Below are 17,869 nucleotides of genomic sequence, written 5' to 3' on the forward strand. Positions count from 1 at the left end.
CGTCCCGGGGGCCGTCAGACCACCCGACCGCTCGCCACCAGCAGGACCACGTCGATGAGGGCCACCAGCATCATCGCCCGGAAGGCGGCGACCGGGCGTCGGCCGGCCCGGACCGCCGCGCGTCCGCCGTACCAGCTCAGCGGTGGCACCACGGCGGCGGTGGTGACCGCCGCCAGCCCCACGGCTGACGGCGGCCCGGGCGGACCGAGGACCAGCACCGCGGTCGCCGTGAGCAGCAGCCCGGCGGCAGCGGCCCGACTGCCGGCCGCGCCGAGCCGGTGCGGCAGACCGCGCACCCCTGTGCGGGCGTCGTCGTCGAGGTCGGGCAGCACGTTGGCGAAGTGGGCGCCGGCGCCGAGGCAGGCACCGGCGAGCACCAGCCAGGCCGGCGGGGTCGGCTGGCCGGGCAGCGCCAGCACCACGAAGGCGGGCAGCGCCCCGAACGAGACGGCGTACGGCAGCACCGAGAGCGGAGTGGCCTTGAGCGGCCAGTCGTAGAGCAGCGCGGAGACCAGGGCGACGGTGAGCCAGAACGCCGCGACGGGGTTCGTGGTCAGCGCCAGCAGCGGGCAGGCCACCGCGGCCACCGCCGCGCCCCAGGCCACCGTCCGCCGGCCGACCGCGCCGGCGGCGACCGGCTTGTCGGTACGCCCCACCGTGACATCCCGGTCGGCGTCCAGCGCGTCGTTGGTCCAGCCCACGGCGAGTTGGCTGGCCAGCACGGCCAGCACGACCGAGGCGACGCCCGACGGCCGGTGCCCGACGCCCCAGGCCAGCAGACCGGCCACCGTGGTCACCGCCGCGGCCGGTTCCGGATGGCTCGCCCTGACCAGCCCTAACACCCTCGACGACATAAGGGAAGTCTGGTCGTTACCGAGCAGTCGTGCCACGCTCGGTGCCATGCGAGACGTGGCTGGGGCCGCGACGTCCACCGGCCCCCGGGTGCTGCCGCGCAACGATCCGCGCCAGTACGACGATCTGGCCGGCGAGTGGTGGCGGCCGGACGGCGCGTTCGCGATGCTGCACTGGCTGGCCGAGGCGCGAGCGGCCCTGGTGCCACCGGCGACCCGGCCCGACGCGCTCCTGGTCGATCTGGGCTGCGGCGCCGGGCTGCTCGCGCCGCACCTGGCCGGCAAGGGCTACCGGCACGTCGGGGTGGACCTGACCCGCTCGGCACTGGTGCAGGCCGCCGGCCACGGGGTGACCGTGGTCCAGGCCGACGTCACCGCGGTTCCGCTCGCCACCGGTTGCGCCGACGTGGTCTCCGCCGGCGAGCTGCTGGAACACGTACCGGACTGGCGGCAGGCGGTGGCCGAGGCGTGCCGGCTGCTGCGTCCGGGCGGCCTGCTGGTGCTGGACACCCTGAACGACACGGCGCTGGCCCGGCTGTTGGCGGTCCGGATCGCGGAGCGGCTGCCTACCGTGCCGCGCGGCATCCACGATCCACGGTTGTTCGTGGACGCCCGGGCGCTGGTGGCCGAGTGCGCCCGGCACGGTGTCCGGCTGCGGCTGCGGGGCATCCGGCCCGAGGTCGGCGGCCTGGTCCGCTGGTTGGTGCGCCGGGCCCGCGCGGCCGGTAGCCCCGGTGTGGTGCCCGCCGGCCGTGCGCCGCGCATCGTGCCGACCCGCTCCACCGCCGTGTTGTACCAGGGTCGGGGGGTCCGAAGCGGATAGTGGGGCCGGGGGCGGGGTAAGGGACGCCGAGAAGGGGGCGATATGACGGTGCACGCGCTGGAGGCGGCCCGCCGGTTGGCGCCGCGGTTCGCCGCGCGGGCGGCGGAGCACGACCGGGACGGCTCCTTCCCCGTCGAGGACTTCCGCGACCTGCGGGATGCCGGTCTGTTCGGGCTGATGGTTCCCCGGGCGCTCGGCGGCATGGGCGCGAGCTTCGCCGAGTACGCCGCGGTCGCCACCGAGCTGGCCCGGGGCAACGGCGCGACGGCGCTGGTGTTCAACATGCACGCCTCGGTCACCGGCGCGCTCGGCGCGGTCACCGAGGAACTGGCCGAGGCGCTGGGCGTGCCGGACGCGGCGCTCGCCGCCCGGGACCGGCTGCTCACCGCCGCGGCGAACGGCTCCTGGTACGCGGTGGCGATGAGCGAGCGCGGCGCGGGCGCCCGGCTCTCGCGGCTCAGCACGGTCTACGAGGCGACCGACGAGGGTTGGCGCGTCAAGGGCAGCAAGACGTTCTGCTCCGGTGCCGGGCACGCCGACGGCTACCTGGTGGCGGCGCGCAGCACGGCCGACCAGTCGGTGGTCTCCCAGTTCCTGGTGCCGGCCGGTCCGGCGGGCCTGACCGTCGAGCCGACCTGGGACGCGCTCGGCATGCGCGCCACCTCCTCGCACGACCTGCACCTGGACGTCACGGTGCCGGCCGACCGGTTGCTCGGCGGGGTGGAGGGGCTGGCCCTGGTGGTCGCGCAGCTGATGCCGCACTGGCTGGTGGCCAGTTACGCGGCCGTCTACGTCGGGGTGGCCCGGGCGGCGATCGACGCTGCCGCCGAGCACCTCAACGCCCGCAACCTGGCCGGCCTGCCGGCGGTGCGCGCCCGGCTGGGGCGGGCGGACGCGGCGGTGGCGGCGGCCCAGCTCGTGGTGGCCGAGGCGGCCCGCCGGGTGGACGACGCGCCGGGCGACGCGGAGACCAACCGCTGGGTGTGGCGGGCCAAGCTGCTGGCCGGCACCACGGCGGCGGAGGTGGCGGCGTCGATGCTGGAGGCGGCGGGCACGTCGGCGACCCGGCGCGGGCACCCGTTGGAACGGCTGTACCGGGACGCCCGCTGCGGCTCGCTGCATCCGGCCACCTCGGACGTCTGCGCCGACTGGCTGGGCATCGCCGCGCTGGGCGGCGACCCGGACCGCGACGGATCGGCGCCTCGTTGGTGAGCCGGCTCGACCCGGTGCCGCACGTGGGCGGGCGAGGTCGTGGGCAGGGATCGGGGGAGGACAGCTCCGACAACTCCAGCTCGGCGCGTCTGGCGCCGCGGCACGACCTGGAGCTGTCGTCGGACGAGAGGTGGGGATCGTGTCCGTACCAGTGATCGCGGGTCTCGGGACGGCGCAACCGCCGTCCGCCGCCCAGGACGAGTTGTGGGAGGGCTTCTTCTCCCGGCACTTCACCGGCACCACCCGGGCGTTGGCGCAGCGCATCTTCGCCAACTCGGGCGTGACCCGACGGCAGGCGGCGGTCAACCCGCTGTTGGAGGACGTCTCGGACTGGCCGACGGAACGCCGGATGCGCCGCTACCAGGTGGAGGCGCTGCCGCTGGGCAAGGAGGCGGTCGGCCGGGCGCTGACCGCGGCGGGCCTGGGCGCCGGCGACATCGGGATGTTCATCGTCTGCTCCTGCACCGGGTACGCCACCCCGGGGCTTGACATCCTGTTGGCCCGGGACCTGGGCATGGCTCCGGACACACAGCGGATCTTCGTCGGTCACATGGGCTGCTACGCGGCCCTGCCGGGGTTGGGCGCGGCGAGCGACTTCGTCACCGCCCGGGGCCGCCCTGCGCTGCTGCTCTGCGCGGAGCTGACCAGCCTGCACATCCAGCCCTCCACCGCCCGGGTGGACACGCAGCAGATCGTCTCGCACGCACTCTTCTCCGACGCCGCGGTCGCCGCCGTGGTGACGCCGGGTGGCCCGGGGTACGCGGTGCGCGAGGTCACCTCGGTCACCGACACCTCCACGGCCGACCACATGACCTGGGACGTCACCGACGCCGGCTTCCGGATGGGGCTGTCGCCGAAGGTGCCGCAGGTGCTCTCGGCGCACGTCCGCAAACTCGTCGACGACCTGCTGGCCCGGCACGGCGCGACGATCGCCGAGGTGGACGGCTGGGCGGTGCATCCGGGCGGGCCGCGGATCCTCAACGTGGTGGAGCGGGAGCTGGCCCTGCCGCCGCAGGCGCTGGCCGCGTCCCGGGCGACGCTCGACGAGCACGGCAACTGCTCGTCTCCGACGGTGCTGCTGATCCTCGACCGCCTGTACCGCTCGGCACCCGCCCCGCAACGGATCGTCATGCTGGCGTTCGGCCCCGGCCTGACCCTGTACGCCGCCCTGCTCGATCGACAGGGCTGAGCGCGGCGCGGGCCGGCGGTACGCTCGTCCGATGGATGCGGGCGGGGACGACCGGCTCCGGTCGGCGGTGCTGGTCGGGGTGGCGCTGGCCGCCCTGGCCGCCGGCGGCTGGTGGTGGCGTGCCGCGGCGCCCACTCCGACGGCCGGGCCGGCTCCCACGCCGACGGCCACGCCATCGGTCCGACCCAGCGTTGGCATCAGCCTGGACGAAGCCCTGTCCAACAGCGACCCCGAATCGCGGCTCACCGTCCGGATGGACGAAACGGGCGAGGTCATCGGTGTCGAGGGGCAGGGCGGTGTCTCGATCGACCCGGCGACGGGCATGGTCACCGACATCGACGGCGCCCCGGGCGAGCTGTTCTACGACCTGGATTCGGACGGCGGCCTGCCCCGGTTCCCGGCGACGACCTGGCGGTTGCGGGCGGCGATCACCCCGACCACGGGGATCACCCGCCAGGCCGCCGGCAATGACGCCCGCTACCTGCTCCAGTACCGCTGCACCCGGCCTGGCGCCCTGCGCGTGACGCTCGGCGGCGCCCGGACGAGCGGGCCGGACCAGGCCGACTGCAATGGGATGATCACCACCGCCGAACTGCACCGCACCGGCGGGCCGATCCGGGTGACACTGACCGTCGTCGGTGCGAACTCGATCGACGTCGAGGCGCAGCTCGTCGAGCTGCCCTAGGGCCTCAGGCGGCGAGAGCGGCCAGATCCGCCCGGTACGCGTCGGCCGGGCCCAGCTCGGGCAGCACCCGGGTCACGACGCCCGTCCGGTCGACCAGCAGCGCGGTCGCGGTGCCCGGCCCGGCGGGTGGGCCCACGAAGGAGCGCAGCCCACCGGCGGGATCCGCGAGCGCGCGGGCCGCCGGTCCGGTCGTCGGCGGTCGCGCGGCGACGGTGGGTCCTCCGGCGACGGTGACCACGGCCACCCCGTCGGGCGACGCGGCCACGGCCTCGGCGACCCGGTCCGGGCAGGGGCAGCCGTCGACCAGGATGATCATCGCGGGCAGCAGACCGCGCAGCGGCACCGGCTTCTGGCCGACGTCCACCAGGTCCAGCGCGGGCAGCGCCCGGCCGGTGAGGGCGGGTGGTGCGTACGGGGCGGGGGCCGGGCGGTCGGTGCTGCGGATGGTCCGCGGCCAGGACACCGCGACCAGGCCGGCGAGCGTGGTGAGCACCGCCACCAGCAGGACCAGCAGCGGCAGGGCGAGCCCGTGTGCCCACCGGACCCCGGCGTGCGGGGCGGCCCGGCGCAGCTCGCGGCGTACCTGTGCGGCCTCGGCGGCGAGCGCCGAGGCATCGTCGGGGACCACTACGCGGCCCCACTCGGGTGGCAGGTCGGGCAGCCCCTCGGGTGGCCCGTGGCCCTCTGCGTCCGGCATGCCCATCGGACCCCCTGGCAGCGTCTCGGGAGCGGACTGCGGCTCGACCTCCAGCGTCCCCCACCGGGGGCTCCTCCCGCTACACCTGGGCGCAGTCCCGCCCACCGGGATACCATGGGGGTGCGCATTGCCCTTGATCTCGACGTTCTGTTCACCCGTACCGGGATGTCATCCGTACGTCACAGAGCGTGTTTGAACCATCGGTTTGGCTGCCTGTCAAGCTGAAGAAATACCTCTCACAGGGCCCCTGAGCTGCGCCAACGGTCAGGACAGCGGTGAGACATCGGTGCCTGAGCGTGTTACCCTAGACACAGCGAAAGGGGTTTCGAACCTATGGTTTTCAGTGTCGGCGAGACCGTTGTTTACCCCCACCACGGGGCCGCACTCATCGAGGCAATCGAGACTCGGGTCATCAAGGGCGAGCCCAAGCAGTACCTCGTCCTGAGGGTCGCGCAGGGTGACCTGACGGTCCGGGTGCCGGCCGAGAACGCCGAGATCGTGGGTGTGCGCGAGGTGGTCGGCGAAGAGGGCCTCGGGAAGGTCTTCGACGTTCTCCGGGCTCCGCACACCGAGGAGCCGACCAACTGGTCGCGGCGTTACAAGGCCAATCTGGAGAAGCTGGCTTCCGGCAACCCGCTGAAGGTCGCCGAGGTCGTGCGTGACCTGTGGCGCCGGGAGCGGGAGCGGGGCCTTTCCGCAGGCGAGAAGCGCATGCTCGCCAAGGCCCGTGACATTCTCGTCGGCGAGGTCGCGCTGGCGGAGAAGAGCACCAAGGACGAGGCTGAGACGCTGCTCGACAAGGTGCTGACCGAGGCCTAGTCCGCACAGCATCGTCGTACCCACTTCTTGACGAAGAAACCCGAGGACCGCGACGTGACCGCGCAGCTCAATCCGCGCGGTGACGTCGCGGTCCTCGTGCCTGCGGCGGGTGCCGGCGTACGGCTCGGCCCCGGCCGACCCAAGGCGCTGCGCCTGCTCGCGGGTGAGCCGCTGCTGGTGCACGCGGTCCGGCGGCTGGCCGCCGCACCCTCGGTGCACACGATCGTGGTCGCGGCTCCGGCCGCCGAGGTGCCCGCCGTTCGCGAGCTGCTCACCCCGGTGGCGCCGGTGACCGTGGTGGCCGGCGGTGCGGAACGCCAGGCGTCGGTGGCCGCAGCCCTGGCCGCGGTGCCGCCCGGCCCGGAGATCGTCCTGGTGCACGACGCCGCCCGCGCGCTCACCCCACCGGAGCTGGTCGAATCCGTCGCGGCCGCGGTCCGGGCCGGGAGCGATGCCGTGATCCCGGTGCTGCCGGTCGTCGACACGATCAAGGAGGTCGACGCCGGCGAGGTGGTGCTCGGCACCGTCGACCGGTCCACGCTGCGCGCCGTGCAGACCCCGCAGGGCTTCCGCCGGACGGCGCTCGCCGCAGCCCACGCCGCGGCCGGTGACCCGCTCACCGACGATGCCGGCCTGGTCGAGAAGCTCGGCGTCGCGGTGAGCTGCGTACCCGGCTCGGAGTACGCGCTGAAGATCACCCGCCCGTTCGACCTGGCGCTCGCCGAGCACCTGCTGACCGCCGCCGGCTGACGCGTACCCTCAGATCATGATCGTTCCCCGGGTGGCCGTCGGCACCGACGTGCACGCGTTCGCGGCCGGCCGACCCTGCTGGGTGGCCGGCCTGCTCTGGCCCGACCAGGACGGCCTGGCCGGGCACTCGGACGCCGACGTCGCCGCCCACGCCGCCTGCAACTCGCTGCTCTCCGCCGCCGGCCTGGGCGATCTCGGCTCCACCTTCGGAGTGGGTGAGCCGGAGTGGGCCGGCGCGTCCGGGGTGGAGCTGCTCACCGAGACCGCCCGCCGCGTGCGAGCCGCCGGCCTCGCCATCGGCAACGTCTCGGTGCAGGTGGTCGGCAACCGTCCCAAGATCGGCCCGCGCCGCGAGGAGGCCCAGCGGGTGCTTTCCGCGGCCATCGGCGCGCCCGTCACCCTCTCCGCCGCCACCACCGACGGGCTCGGCTTCACCGGGCGCGGCGAAGGGCTCGCCGGCATCGCGGTGGCCCTGGTGTACGACGCGCCCGCCACCTAGGCTCGCCGCGATGTCCAGCGACCCCACCTCCGACCAGTCCGCCGCCGACGGGTACCTCCAGCGGGCCCAGCTCCTCGCCGAACTCGGCCGCTACGACGAGGCGGTCGGGGAACTGGCGTACGCACTCGCGCTGGAACCGGCCAACGCCGGGACGCTCACCATGCTGGCCCGGGTGCACCTGGCCGCCGACCGCCCGGCCGAGGCGCTCACCGCGGCCGACGCCGCCGTTGCCGCCGCCCCGGACACCCTCGCGCCACTGGTCGCCCGCGGGATGGCACTGTCCGACCTGGAGCGGTACGCCGAGTCCGCCAGCTGCGCCGACCGACTCCTCGCGCTGGGCCCGGCCGACGCGTACGCCCAGCGCAGCGCCGCGGCGATCCTGGCCGGCGCGCGCAACGGACAGCCGGCGCTGAACGCGGCCTGGCGCGGGGTCGAACTGGCCCCGCAGGAGCCCCAGGCGCACCTGGTGCTCGGCCTGGTCGCGGCCCGGCTGGAACTCTTCGACCTGGCCGAACGCGCCTACCGGGAGGCGCTGCGGCTCGACCCGCAGCTCGCCGAGGTGCGACACGACGTGGGGGTCATGCGGCTGGAGCAGCGCCGCTGGTCGGAGGCGATCGAGTACCTCGCCGAGGCCGCCACGCTCAACCCACGCCGGATGGACTCCGCGCGGACCATCAGCCACGGCCTGCACCGCCTGGTGCTCTACGGTGCCGGCTGGTCGCTGGTGGCCACCGTGCTGGTCGCGTTCCTGGCACCCGGTGGCGACGGGCTGTCCCGCTTCGTGGCCGTGCTCGCCGCGGCGAGTGGCGCCATCGTGGTGTGGCGGCTAGCGGCCCGGCTGCCGGGGCTGACCCGGACCGTACTGCCCGCCCTGCTCCACTCGGACCGGACCCTGGCCCTGGCGATCTACGCGGTCGCCGCCGCCCCGGTCTTGCTGGTGGTCTACGCCCTGGTCGGCACGCCGTGGCCGCTGGTGCTGGCCATCGCCGCCACCGCCGTGGCCGAACTCGCCATCTTCTCCCGTATCGTCCGCTGACGCCCCACCCGCTCCGCCTCCTGCCGGCCCGCCCGACGGCGGTCGTCGGGTGAGGACTTGGTCGGACCTGACCCAGGCCTGGTCCCGCCTTCGTTCGCCCGCCCGGTCCGGCCGAGACGGTGTCCGTCTCGCCCCTTTCGTGGGTTTTCGGTGACGGCACCGCGGGATGATCCACTCGAGATGCAGGATGTCGGGCTGTCCTGGGCTGGGGATACCCCGACTTCAAGGAAACCGAGCCGATCATGAGAGCCCCGCGTCTGACTGGGGTGAACTGCGAGATCAACACCAGGTCGGCGGCGTGGCGGTGTCTGACTTACCCGAATCGCGCCATGTCGGCGATCTGGAGTGGAGCGAGCTCGTCTCCACGGACGCTGGCTGGGTCCTACCGACCGGCGTGGCCTTTGGCGTCGAGCGCGACCCGGTCGGGTTTCGCCGGAGCCCGACCCGCGGAGGGATCAAGCCTGACCGCCCGGAGCGGGGCGGGCTCCGGCGAAACCCCCACGGCGACCAGCGCTGACCGCGAGCGGTCGAACCCACTGCAGCCAGGGCTGACGGCGAGCGGTCGAACCTCACGGCGACCAGCGCTGACGGCGAGCGGTCGAAGCGCACGGCGACCAGGGCTGACCGCGAGCGGTCGGACCCACGGCGGCGAGGGGTGGAGCGTGCGGCCCGTCAGGGGCGGCGGGCCCAGGTCCAGGCGTACGCGTCGTCCTCGCAGGAGCGGCCGGCGTCGCAGAGGTCCAGCGGGCGGAACGTGTCGACCATGACGGCGAGCTCGTCGAAGTAGTCCGCGCCGATCGACCGCTCGGCGGCGCCCGGCTGCGGGCCGTGGGTGAAGCCGGACGGGTGCAGCGAGATGGAGCCCTGTTCGATGCCGGAGCCGCGCCGGGCCTCGTAGTTGCCGCCGGTGTAGAAGAGCATCTCGTCGGAGTCGACGTTGTGGTGGTTGTACGGCACCGGGATCGAGTCGGGGTGGTAGTCGACCTTGCGGGGCACGAACGAGCAGATCACGAAGTTGGGGCCCTGGAAGGTCTGGTGCACCGGCGGGGGCTGGTGGATCCGACCGGTGATCGGCTCGAAGTCGTGGATGGAGAACGCCCACGGGTACATGTGCCCGTCCCAGCCGACCACGTCGAACGGGTGGTTGGCGTACACGTAGCGGGTCCAACCCCGCCGGTGCCGGACCAGCACCTCGACGTCCTCGCCATCGACCAGGAGGGGCTCGTCCGGGCCGCGGACGTCGCGCTCGCAGTACGGCGAGTGCTCCAGGAACTGGCCGCGTACGGAGAGGTAGCGCTTGGGCGGGCCGATGTGCCCGGCCGCCTCGATGGTGAGCAGTCGGACGGGCTGCTCACCGGTGGGCACCAGACGGTGGATGGTCGAGGTGGGGATGATGACGTAGTCACCGGCGACCGCGTCGAGCACCCCGAACGGCGACTCCACCCGCAGGGTGCCCGACTCGACGTAGAGGCAGTGGTCGCCGGTGGCGTCGCGGAAGAGCGGCGACGGCCGGTCGGCCAGCACGTACGCGATCCGCACGTCGTCGTTGGCGAGCAGGTACTGCCGGCCGAGGACCGGGTCGGCGCCGCCGCTGTCGAGCTTGTGGGTGCGCAGGTGCCGGGGCTTGAGCGGCAGGTTCGGCGTCCGGGCGTACGCCGGCGGGGTGAACTCCTCGGCGGCCACGATCGCAGTGGGCGCGTGCCGGTGGTAGAGCAGCGACGAGTCGGAGGAGAAGCCCTCCTGGCCCATCAGCTCCTCGGCGTAGAGGCTGCCGTCGGGCTGGCGAAACTGGGTGTGGCGCTTGCGCGGCACCTCGCCGACGCTGCGGTAGTACGGCATCTCGCCTCCCGATATGTCCCGTTGACCGGCCGGAGGCGTCCGATAATCGGACGCTGCTGTCCGTTCCTTGCCAGCGTCCCGTACATTCTTGTTTCGTGTCAACGCAGGTGCCCGCGCTCCTCGACGGCCTGGTGGACGACGCCGCCGTCTTCCCGCCCGGCAGCGCCGCGCTGCCCGACGCCGTCGCCGCCCACCGCCGGCACCGCGCCGCCTGGTACGCCGACCTGGTCGGCCCGCTGCTGATGCCCGCCTCGCGGCTGCCCGAGCTGCCCGGCCTGCTCGACGCCGACGAGTCCCTCGCCGTCGGGGTGATCGCGGACCTGCCGGTCGACCGGCTCGACCGGGCCGTCGCGGAGGCGGATCCGCGGATCCGAATCCGGCAGGTGGAGGCGGCGGTCGCCAAGCGGGGCGAGGATCCGCTGCCCGGCGTCGACGGCCTGCTACGGATGGCCGACAAGGCGTCGGGTCTCGAAGCTGTCTACGCCGAGCTGCCGTTGACGTTCGGGCTGATGGGCGCGCTGGACGTGCTCGCCGCCGCCCGGGCCGACGGGGTGTCGATCGCGGCGAAGTTCCGCACCGGCGGGCTGGCCGCCGAACTCTTCCCCACCCCGCGCGAGCTGGCCGCGGTGATCTGCGCCTGCCGGGACCGGGACCTGCCGTTCAAGCTCACCGCCGGGCTGCACCAGGCGGTCCGGCACCTGGACCCGGAGACCGGGTTCACCCACCACGGGTACGCCAACGTGCTGGCCGCGACCCTGGCCGCCGCCGAGGGCGGCGGCGTGGACGTCGTCGCCGAACTGCTGACCGTGCTCGACCCGCGCCCGCTGCTGGAGCGCACCAGCGGACGGCTGGACGGCCGCCGCCCGCTCTGGGTCGGCTTCGGCTCGTGCAGCATCCTGGAACCACTGACCGATCTGATCCGGCTGGGGCTGGTGAACGGGGGCTACGACGCATGACCTGGGTGACCGGTGCCGACGGTTCGTCGTACGGGGTGACCAACCTGCCGTACGGGGTGTTCCGGCACGACGGGAGCGAGCCGCGGATCGGCGTCCGGATCGGGGCGTTCGTGCTCGATCTCGCCGGCGCCGAGGCAGCCGACCTGGTGCTGGCCGCCGGCGCGCTGTGCCGGCCCACCCTCAACGACTTCATGGCGCTGGGCCGACCGCAGTGGACGACGGTCCGGCAGCGGATCGTCGAGTTGCTCACCGACCCGGCGTACCGCCCGGCGGTGGAGCCGCTGCTGGTGCCGCTGGACGAGGTGGAGCTGCTGCTGCCCTTCGACGTCGCGGACTACGTCGACTTCTACTCCTCGGAGCACCACGCGTCGAACGTCGGCCAGATCTTCCGCCCGGGCCAGCCGCCGCTGCTGCCGAACTGGAAGCACCTGCCGATCGGCTACCACGGTCGGGCCGGCACGGTGGTGGTCTCCGGTACGCCGGTGGTCCGGCCGATCGGGCAACGCGCCTCCGCCGAGGGCCCGGTCACCGGCCCCTCGGTACGCCTGGACATCGAGGCCGAGGTCGGCTTCGTGGTGGGCGTACCCAGCCCGCTCGGCGCCCGCGTGAGCGCCGACGACTTCGCCGAGCACGTCTTCGGGGTGGTGCTGGTCAACGACTGGTCGGCCCGGGACATCCAGGCGTGGGAGTACCAGCCGCTCGGCCCGTTCCTCGGCAAGTCCTTCGCCACCTCGGTCTCCGCCTGGGTGACACCGTTGGACGCGCTCACGGACGCCTTCGTGCCCGCCCCGGACCAGGACCCGCCGGTCGCCGACTACCTGCGCGACGTACCGCACCTGGGGCTCGACCTCCGGCTCGCGGTCGAGTGGAACGGCGAGCGGGTCAGTGAGCCGCCGTTCGCCACCATGTACTGGACGCCTGCGCAGCAGTTGGCGCACCTCACCGTCAACGGCGCCGCGCTGCGTACCGGCGATCTCTACGCGTCCGGCACCGTCTCCGGTCCCGACCGGGGGCAGGTCGGCTCGTTCCTGGAGCTGACCTGGGGCGGGGCCGAGCCGGTGAAGCTCGGTGGCGAGACCCGGACGTTCCTCCAGGACGGTGACACGGTCACCGTGACCGCGACCGCGCCCGGCCCGGACGGCACCACCATCGCCCTCGGCGAGGTCACGGGCACCATCCGCCCGGCCCGCTGAGACCAGCGCGGACAGAGCGTCCCATCGCTGGGACGCCCGGTCGCACCGGCTGTGCGATCTTCCTCCGTCGTAACCCCGTTGATCGTCGCGGATTCCGTCGCCCCCCAGGCGGTACGGGCCGGACGAGTGTCGTCCGGCCGCCGACGGTGGGCGGTCCATCGCACACGGAGGTAACGACGATGCACGATCTCACCGGCGCGGTCTGGCGTACCAGCAGCCGCTCGAACGACCAGGGGCTCTGCGTGGAGGTGGCCGACAACCTGGTCGATGTCCTCGGTCTGGTCGCGGTCCGCGACTCCAAGGACCAGGCCGGTCCCACACTCGCCGTCAGCCCCCCGGGGTGGACGGCGTTCATCGGGAGCATCCGGGACGGTCGGTTCGACCACTGACCGGCGCCGGACCACCGCACGACGGGGTCCTCTGGACGGTGGAAATTCCGTCCCGGGGGCCCCGCCGGGCCCGCACCCCGCGTACCGTCGGGGACACGGGAGGGTCGCATGTCGACGGTGGCGGTTACCGGGTTCATCGAGGCGCACGCCGCCGATGTCTGGCGCCTGCTGACCGACCTGTCCGGCCGTGCCGCTCGTCTGAGCGCCGCCGGGCCGGTCGAGCTGCTGACCCCCGGCCCGTTCGGGCCCGGCACCGCCTGGCGCGAGGAGCGCGTCCAGCCGGGCGGTCGCCTGCTGGCCGAGGAGTTCCTCGTGGTGGAGGCGGTCGCCCCGCATCGGCTGGTGCTCTGTTCCTCCGGCGCCGGCGTCGACTACCGGATCACCTGGAGCCTGCGGCCGGTGCGCCGGCGTCGCCGTGGCTGCACCGCGGTCACCGTCACGCAGGAGGCCGTGCCGACCGCACCGTACGGCCGGGTGGTGGCGTTGCTGCTCGGCACGCTCGCCGCCCGGGCGGTCGAGGTGGCGCTCCGGCGCGATCTCACCGACCTCGCCGCGGCCGCGGGCAGCATCGGCTCCGTCGAAGCCGCCTGACCCCGCCGCCGGCCCCGCGTCCGTCGACCCGCCGGCACGCGTGACCTGACCGGGCTCCGGGTGGTTCCGCTGGGTAGGGTGCCGGGCGGAGGTGCGGCATGGGGTTCCCGAAGGACCGGCGACGGCTGGTGGTGGCGGTCGCGGCGCTGGTCGCCGTCGCCGCGATCGCGGCCACGGTCCACCGGGTGCTCGCGCCGGCCGAGGTGAGCACCGTGGGCCGGGGCGGTTACCCGGCCGCGGCCCGACCCGCCCCCGGCGTGATCGGCCGGCTTCCGGTCGCCCCGCTGATCGTGGACGCGCGGCTGCGGGTGTACGCCGCCCACCGCCAGGTGTACGCCGACCGGCCGGTCGATCGGAAGTACCGCACCACCCCGTACTGGTCGTACCGGCGCTGGCCGGCGCAGCTGAGTGGAGTGGTGGCCAGCGGGACGACGGTGGTCAGCCGCTGGTCGGACGGCCGTGTCGTCGCACTCGACGCGCGGGACGGCCGGGTGCTGTGGCGCGCCGACGGGCCGGTGCCGGCCGGGACCGGGCCGACCGCCCGGCGTACCGGCGCGGCGACGGTCTGGGACCCGCGCGGGTTCTATCTCGCCAACGGCGCGGGCGGCCGGACGGTGCTGGTGGTCACCGGCGACGTCCAGGCGCGCGGGTGGGAGCTGACCGACGGTCGGGAACTCTGGCGGGCCGAGCTGCCCGGGGCCTGCCGCACCGACGTCGGCACCACGGCGTCGGGGCAGTTGATCGGCGTGGACGCCTGCGCCGGGCCGGCCGCGGTGGAGTTCCGGGACGCGGCGACCGGTGCGGTGCGCGGGCGCTGGCGCCCGCCGGGGAGCCCGGACGACCTGGTGGTGACCCCGATCGGCTGTCGCACCGGCCGCTCGGACTGTCCCGCCCTGCGGACCGCCGGGCCGGGAGACGCGGGCGGCCGCGGTTGGCTGCTCGACGCCGCTGCGCCGGTGGCCGCCCCCGCCCTGGACCCGGCCGGCGCGACGCTGGCCGGCGAGCAGGCGATCGCCGTGGTCGACGGGGTGGTCATCGCCCGGTCGGCGCGCTCCGGTGCCGAGCTGTGGCGGGTGGACGACCTGGGCCCGGTCCGGGTGATCGCCGTCCAGCCCGGCCGGGTGCACCTGTTGACCGAGGCGAACGCCCTGGTGACGCTGGATCCGGTCACCGGCGCACAGCGGTCCCGCTTCTCGCTCAACGTCGGTTCGGACGGCACGGGGTGGGCCCCCGGCGCGGTGTCCGCCGTGGACGGCTACGTGGCCGTGGAGCGGCTCCGCGAGCCGGTCGACCCGGATGGGGACGACCAGCGGTACTTCTTCACGAGCGAGGCCGTGATCCTGGCGGCCACCTGACCCGCGCCGGGGACGCTACCGGCGGCGCGGGCCGTCGAGCTGGCCGGTGATGTCAGGCCAGCGCCGCCTCCGCCGCGACCAGGAACGCGTCGTTCTCGGCCGGGGTGCCGATGGTGACCCGGACCCCGTCGCCGGCGAACGGCCGGACGATCACGCCGCGCGCCTCGCACGCCTTGCCGAACTCCACCGCCCGGTCGCCCAGCGGCAGCCACACGAAGTTGGCCTGGCTGGTCGGCACGTCGGGGACGAACTTGCGCAACGCCTGGGTGACCCGGTCCCGCTCGGCCACGACCAGCGCGCAGCGGCGCTCCATCTCCTCGGCCTGGGTCAGGGCGGCCAGCGCCCCCGCCTGAGCGGCCATGCTGGTGGAGAAGGGCGTCACCACCTTGCGGACCGCCGCGGCCACCACCGGCTGGGCGACCAGCCAGCCGATCCGCAGCCCCGCCAGGCCCCACGCCTTGGACAGGGTGCGCAGCACGGCCACGTTCGGCCGGTCCAGGTAGCTCAGGCCGTCCGGCACCTCCGGGTCGGTGACGAACTCCCGGTACGCCTCGTCAATGACCACCAGCACGTCGTCCGGCACCGCGTCGAGGAACCGGTCCAGCTCCGCCTTGCGGACCGCCGTACCGGTGGGGTTGTTCGGGTTGCAGACCAGGATCATGCGCGTCCGGTCGGTCACCGCCGCCGCCATGGCCGCCAGGTCGTGCCCGTGGCCGGCGTCGTTGGGTACCCGCACGCTGGTCGCGCCGCTGGTCGCCGCGATGATCGGGTACGCCTCGAACGACCGCCACGCGTAGAGCAGCTCGTCGCCGGGCAGGCAGGTGGCCCGGACCAGGTGCTCGGCGAGGGCGACCGAACCGCAGCCCGTGGCGATCCGCTCGGCCGCCACCCCGTAGCGCTCGGCCAGCACGTCGCGCAGCGCGACCACGCCCATGTCCGGGTAGCGGTGCGAGGCGGTGACCGCCTCGGCGACCGCCTCCACCACCCCGGGCAGCGGCCCGTACGGCACCTCGTTGCTGGCCAGCTTGATCGCCTCCGGCAGACCCAGCTCCCGGGCCAGGTCGGCGGGGCTGCGCCCCGGCACGTAGCTGGGCAGCGCGTCCAGGTCGGCGCGGGTCAGCCGCAGCGCCGGCTGGTGACGTCCGGTTTCGGTCATTCGGGGTCTCCCGGGTGCTGGGTGCGGTCGTTCGAGGTGGCGGAGCCGGTGGTGCGGGGAAGCTGGACGACCACCGTCTGGGCGCGCTTGTCGTGCAGCGCCTGACGCAGCGGGTGGTCGAAGAGCGGGGAGAGGGCGTCGACCAGTTGCAGCACCAGGCCGAGCCCGCAGCAGTACCAGAACAGGGTGGGCGCGCCGAGCGTGGTCCACCGGCGCAGCGCCCGGCCGAAGCCCAGGGGCTGGTCGTCGGCGAGGGGCACCGCCCGGATCCGCATCACCCGCTTGCCGACGGTCTGCCCGCCGGAGGCCATGGGCGGCACCTCGTACGCCAGCCAGAGCGCGGTGGCGATCAGGAGGATCACCACCTGGAGCCCGCCGGCCTGCTCGCCGATCGGGGGCAGCCCCTCGGCGGAGGAGTCCCCGGCCAGCGCCCGCCGGAACACCTCCCGCCAGTACGGCATCATCTCCTCGGCCAGTCGCCAAATGAACCAGCCGTTGACCAGCGCGTTCAGGGCGAAGACCAGGCCGAAGTCGATCAGTCGGGCGGCCAGTCGGGAGCCGAAACCGGCCAGCGCCAGGCCGTGCGGGCGCGGCTCGGGCGGCCGTCCGACCCAACCCTGCGGGGTCCAGCCGGGCGGGGGCCCGCCCTGGGGCGACCAGCCGGGCGGGGCACCCTGGGGCGACCAGCCGGGCGGGGGACCCTGCTGCGGCGTCCAGCCGGGGCCCGGCCCCGGTTGCGGACCCGGTCCGGGAGGTGGCGGCCAGCCGGTGGCGGCGGTCGACGGAACCGGCTCAGCGGCGGTCGGCGACCCGGCCGCGGGGACCGGTGCGGGCGTCGGCGGCTCGACCGGCGGCGGGCCCTCGGGCGGTGTGGCGTCGACGGGGATGGGCGCGCCGATCCAGCCCTCGCCGTCCCAGTACCGCCGGGTCTCGGGGTCGGCGGGGTCGACGTACCAGCCGGGTTGCACGCTCACGCCGCCGCTCCGCTTCGCTCCGCGCCGGCGCGAGGCGCCACGCTGCTGAGCCTGCTGGTTCGCCCGCTGCGCTCGCTCACGAGGACACCTTAACGACGACCGTTTCGGCGAACTTGTCGTGGAGGCACTGCTGCCAGGGCTTGTCCCAGAGCTGCCACAGCCCGTCGAGGTAGCTGAGGCCGGGCAGCACCAGGCTCGCGACGTTCTGCACGAGGAATCGCTTGACGGCTGCCCGCCGGTCCAGGGTGCGGGTCGGGTCGAGCGGGACGATCCGCAGCTTCATGGCCTTCTTGCCGTAGGTCTGGCCGGTCCGGAACATCATCTCGACGTGGTAGACGTACGCGGCGACCAGCGAGATGGCGAGGATCGCGAGTTCGATCCACAGGAACGGCAGCAGGAAGTCGTTGAGGAGGTCGGGCTGGACGACGGTGCCGTCCGGCTTGACCCGGACCAGGTCGGGCAGGATGACGACCATCATGATGATCATCGCGGGCACGGCGAGCACGATGCCGAGTCCCATGAAGACCGCGGTGTCGATCAGCGCGGCCAGCAGCCGGTCGGCGAAGCTCGCCAGCGGCTGACCGCCCGGGCTCAGCGTGGGCGGTGGGGGCATCGGGCGGGGCGGTCCGGCGTACCCGGGCGGGGCGTAACCGGGTGGGAGCGCGTAGCCCGCGGGCACGGGGTAGCCCGGGGGAGCGGCGTAGCCCGCTGGGACGGGACCCGCGGTGCCCGGCGGGGCGTACTGCGGTGGGACCGCGTATCCCGGGGGGTGCGGGCCGGGCACGAAGCCGCCGGCGGCGGGCGGAGGCCCACCGTCCGGCGGCGTCGGGTACGACGGAGGCTGCGTCACGCTCG

19 protein-coding genes are annotated in these 17,869 nt (G+C 74.4%); 13 read left to right on the forward strand and 6 right to left on the reverse strand.

Going from position 1 to position 17,869, the window contains the following annotated elements; genetic code table 11:
* Positions 1-14: 14 nt before the first annotated feature.
* Positions 15-854 carry a UbiA family prenyltransferase gene (locus ACFOW4_RS17885; RefSeq protein ID WP_377529094.1) on the reverse strand — a complete coding sequence of 280 codons (840 nt, stop codon included), beginning with the start codon at positions 852-854 and terminating at the stop codon, positions 15-17.
* Between the two features lie 46 nt (positions 855-900).
* On the opposite strand from ACFOW4_RS17885, the gene ACFOW4_RS17890 reads away from it, so the two are divergent.
* The 4 genes from ACFOW4_RS17890 (at position 901) to ACFOW4_RS17905 (ending at position 4,760) form a co-directional block, all read left to right on the forward strand.
* A complete protein-coding gene (locus tag ACFOW4_RS17890) occupies positions 901-1,674 on the forward strand; it encodes a methyltransferase domain-containing protein (RefSeq protein WP_377529095.1) in 774 nt (257 codons plus the stop codon).
* 42 nt (positions 1,675-1,716) lie between these two features.
* A complete protein-coding gene (locus tag ACFOW4_RS17895; protein ID WP_377529097.1) occupies positions 1,717-2,886 on the forward strand; it encodes an acyl-CoA dehydrogenase family protein in 1,170 nt (389 codons plus the stop codon).
* A 130-nt stretch (positions 2,887-3,016) separates the two neighbouring features.
* Complete coding sequence (locus ACFOW4_RS17900) at positions 3,017-4,075, forward strand: type III polyketide synthase (RefSeq protein WP_377529099.1); 1,059 nt, start codon at positions 3,017-3,019, stop codon at positions 4,073-4,075.
* A gap of 31 nt (positions 4,076-4,106) precedes the next feature.
* The gene (locus tag ACFOW4_RS17905; RefSeq protein ID WP_377529100.1) at positions 4,107-4,760 is read left to right on the forward strand and encodes a hypothetical protein; all 654 of its coding nucleotides are present in this window, start codon (positions 4,107-4,109) and stop codon (positions 4,758-4,760) included.
* A 4-nt stretch (positions 4,761-4,764) separates the two neighbouring features.
* On the opposite strand, the gene ACFOW4_RS17910 is transcribed toward ACFOW4_RS17905, so the two are convergent.
* Entirely contained in the window at positions 4,765-5,463 is a 699-nt protein-coding gene (locus ACFOW4_RS17910; RefSeq protein ID WP_377529101.1) for a hypothetical protein, read from the reverse strand.
* A 327-nt stretch (positions 5,464-5,790) separates the two neighbouring features.
* On the opposite strand from ACFOW4_RS17910, the gene ACFOW4_RS17915 reads away from it, so the two are divergent.
* From ACFOW4_RS17915 to ACFOW4_RS17930, 4 genes are read left to right on the forward strand one after another with little or no spacing between them, the layout of a single operon-like run.
* A complete protein-coding gene (locus ACFOW4_RS17915) occupies positions 5,791-6,276 on the forward strand; it encodes a CarD family transcriptional regulator (RefSeq protein ID WP_007073334.1) in 486 nt (161 codons plus the stop codon).
* Positions 6,277-6,330: 54 nt separating this feature from the next.
* Entirely contained in the window at positions 6,331-7,026 is a 696-nt protein-coding gene (gene ispD / locus ACFOW4_RS17920; protein WP_377529102.1) for a 2-C-methyl-D-erythritol 4-phosphate cytidylyltransferase, read from the forward strand.
* Between the two features lie 13 nt (positions 7,027-7,039).
* Positions 7,040-7,525: a 2-C-methyl-D-erythritol 2,4-cyclodiphosphate synthase gene (ispF, locus tag ACFOW4_RS17925; protein ID WP_377529151.1), complete on the forward strand. Its 486-nt coding sequence runs from the start codon at positions 7,040-7,042 to the stop codon at positions 7,523-7,525.
* Positions 7,526-7,535: 10 nt separating this feature from the next.
* Entirely contained in the window at positions 7,536-8,561 is a 1,026-nt protein-coding gene (locus tag ACFOW4_RS17930) for a tetratricopeptide repeat protein (protein WP_377529105.1), read from the forward strand.
* Positions 8,562-9,233: 672 nt separating this feature from the next.
* On the opposite strand, the gene ACFOW4_RS17935 is transcribed toward ACFOW4_RS17930, so the two are convergent.
* The gene (locus tag ACFOW4_RS17935) at positions 9,234-10,400 is read right to left on the reverse strand and encodes a homogentisate 1,2-dioxygenase (RefSeq protein ID WP_377529106.1); all 1,167 of its coding nucleotides are present in this window, start codon (positions 10,398-10,400) and stop codon (positions 9,234-9,236) included.
* Positions 10,401-10,495: 95 nt separating this feature from the next.
* Here ACFOW4_RS17935 and ACFOW4_RS17940 point away from each other — a divergent pair, with 95 nt between their 5' ends.
* The 5 genes from ACFOW4_RS17940 (at position 10,496) to ACFOW4_RS17960 (ending at position 14,884) form a co-directional block, all read left to right on the forward strand.
* Complete coding sequence (locus tag ACFOW4_RS17940; protein ID WP_377529108.1) at positions 10,496-11,356, forward strand: hypothetical protein; 861 nt, start codon at positions 10,496-10,498, stop codon at positions 11,354-11,356.
* On the forward strand, positions 11,353-12,549 hold the full coding sequence (gene fahA, locus ACFOW4_RS17945; protein WP_377529109.1) for a fumarylacetoacetase: 1,197 nt from the start codon (positions 11,353-11,355) through the stop codon (positions 12,547-12,549). Before ACFOW4_RS17940 ends, fahA begins: the two co-directional genes overlap by 4 nt.
* A gap of 179 nt (positions 12,550-12,728) precedes the next feature.
* The gene (locus tag ACFOW4_RS17950) at positions 12,729-12,938 is read left to right on the forward strand and encodes a DUF397 domain-containing protein (RefSeq protein ID WP_377529111.1); all 210 of its coding nucleotides are present in this window, start codon (positions 12,729-12,731) and stop codon (positions 12,936-12,938) included.
* Positions 12,939-13,046: 108 nt separating this feature from the next.
* On the forward strand, positions 13,047-13,529 hold the full coding sequence (locus ACFOW4_RS17955) for an SRPBCC family protein (protein WP_377529113.1): 483 nt from the start codon (positions 13,047-13,049) through the stop codon (positions 13,527-13,529).
* A 98-nt stretch (positions 13,530-13,627) separates the two neighbouring features.
* Entirely contained in the window at positions 13,628-14,884 is a 1,257-nt protein-coding gene (locus ACFOW4_RS17960; protein ID WP_377529115.1) for a PQQ-binding-like beta-propeller repeat protein, read from the forward strand.
* A 52-nt stretch (positions 14,885-14,936) separates the two neighbouring features.
* On the opposite strand, the gene hisC is transcribed toward ACFOW4_RS17960, so the two are convergent.
* The 3 genes from hisC to ACFOW4_RS17975 form a co-directional block, all read right to left on the reverse strand.
* A complete protein-coding gene (gene hisC / locus ACFOW4_RS17965) occupies positions 14,937-16,040 on the reverse strand; it encodes a histidinol-phosphate transaminase (RefSeq protein WP_377529116.1) in 1,104 nt (367 codons plus the stop codon).
* Positions 16,037-17,014, reverse strand: coding sequence for an RDD family protein (locus ACFOW4_RS17970; RefSeq protein WP_377529118.1), 978 nt, complete (start codon positions 17,012-17,014; stop codon positions 16,037-16,039). The genes hisC and ACFOW4_RS17970 overlap by 4 nt, the downstream gene beginning before the upstream one ends.
* 76 nt (positions 17,015-17,090) lie before the next feature.
* Positions 17,091-17,864, reverse strand: a complete 774-nt coding sequence (locus ACFOW4_RS17975; protein WP_377529120.1) for an RDD family protein — start codon at positions 17,862-17,864, stop codon at positions 17,091-17,093.
* Between the last annotated feature and the right edge of the window lie 5 nt (positions 17,865-17,869).

Source organism: Micromonospora sp. GCM10011542, assembly GCF_042650685.1.
Lineage (GTDB): Bacteria > Actinomycetota > Actinomycetes > Mycobacteriales > Micromonosporaceae > Micromonospora.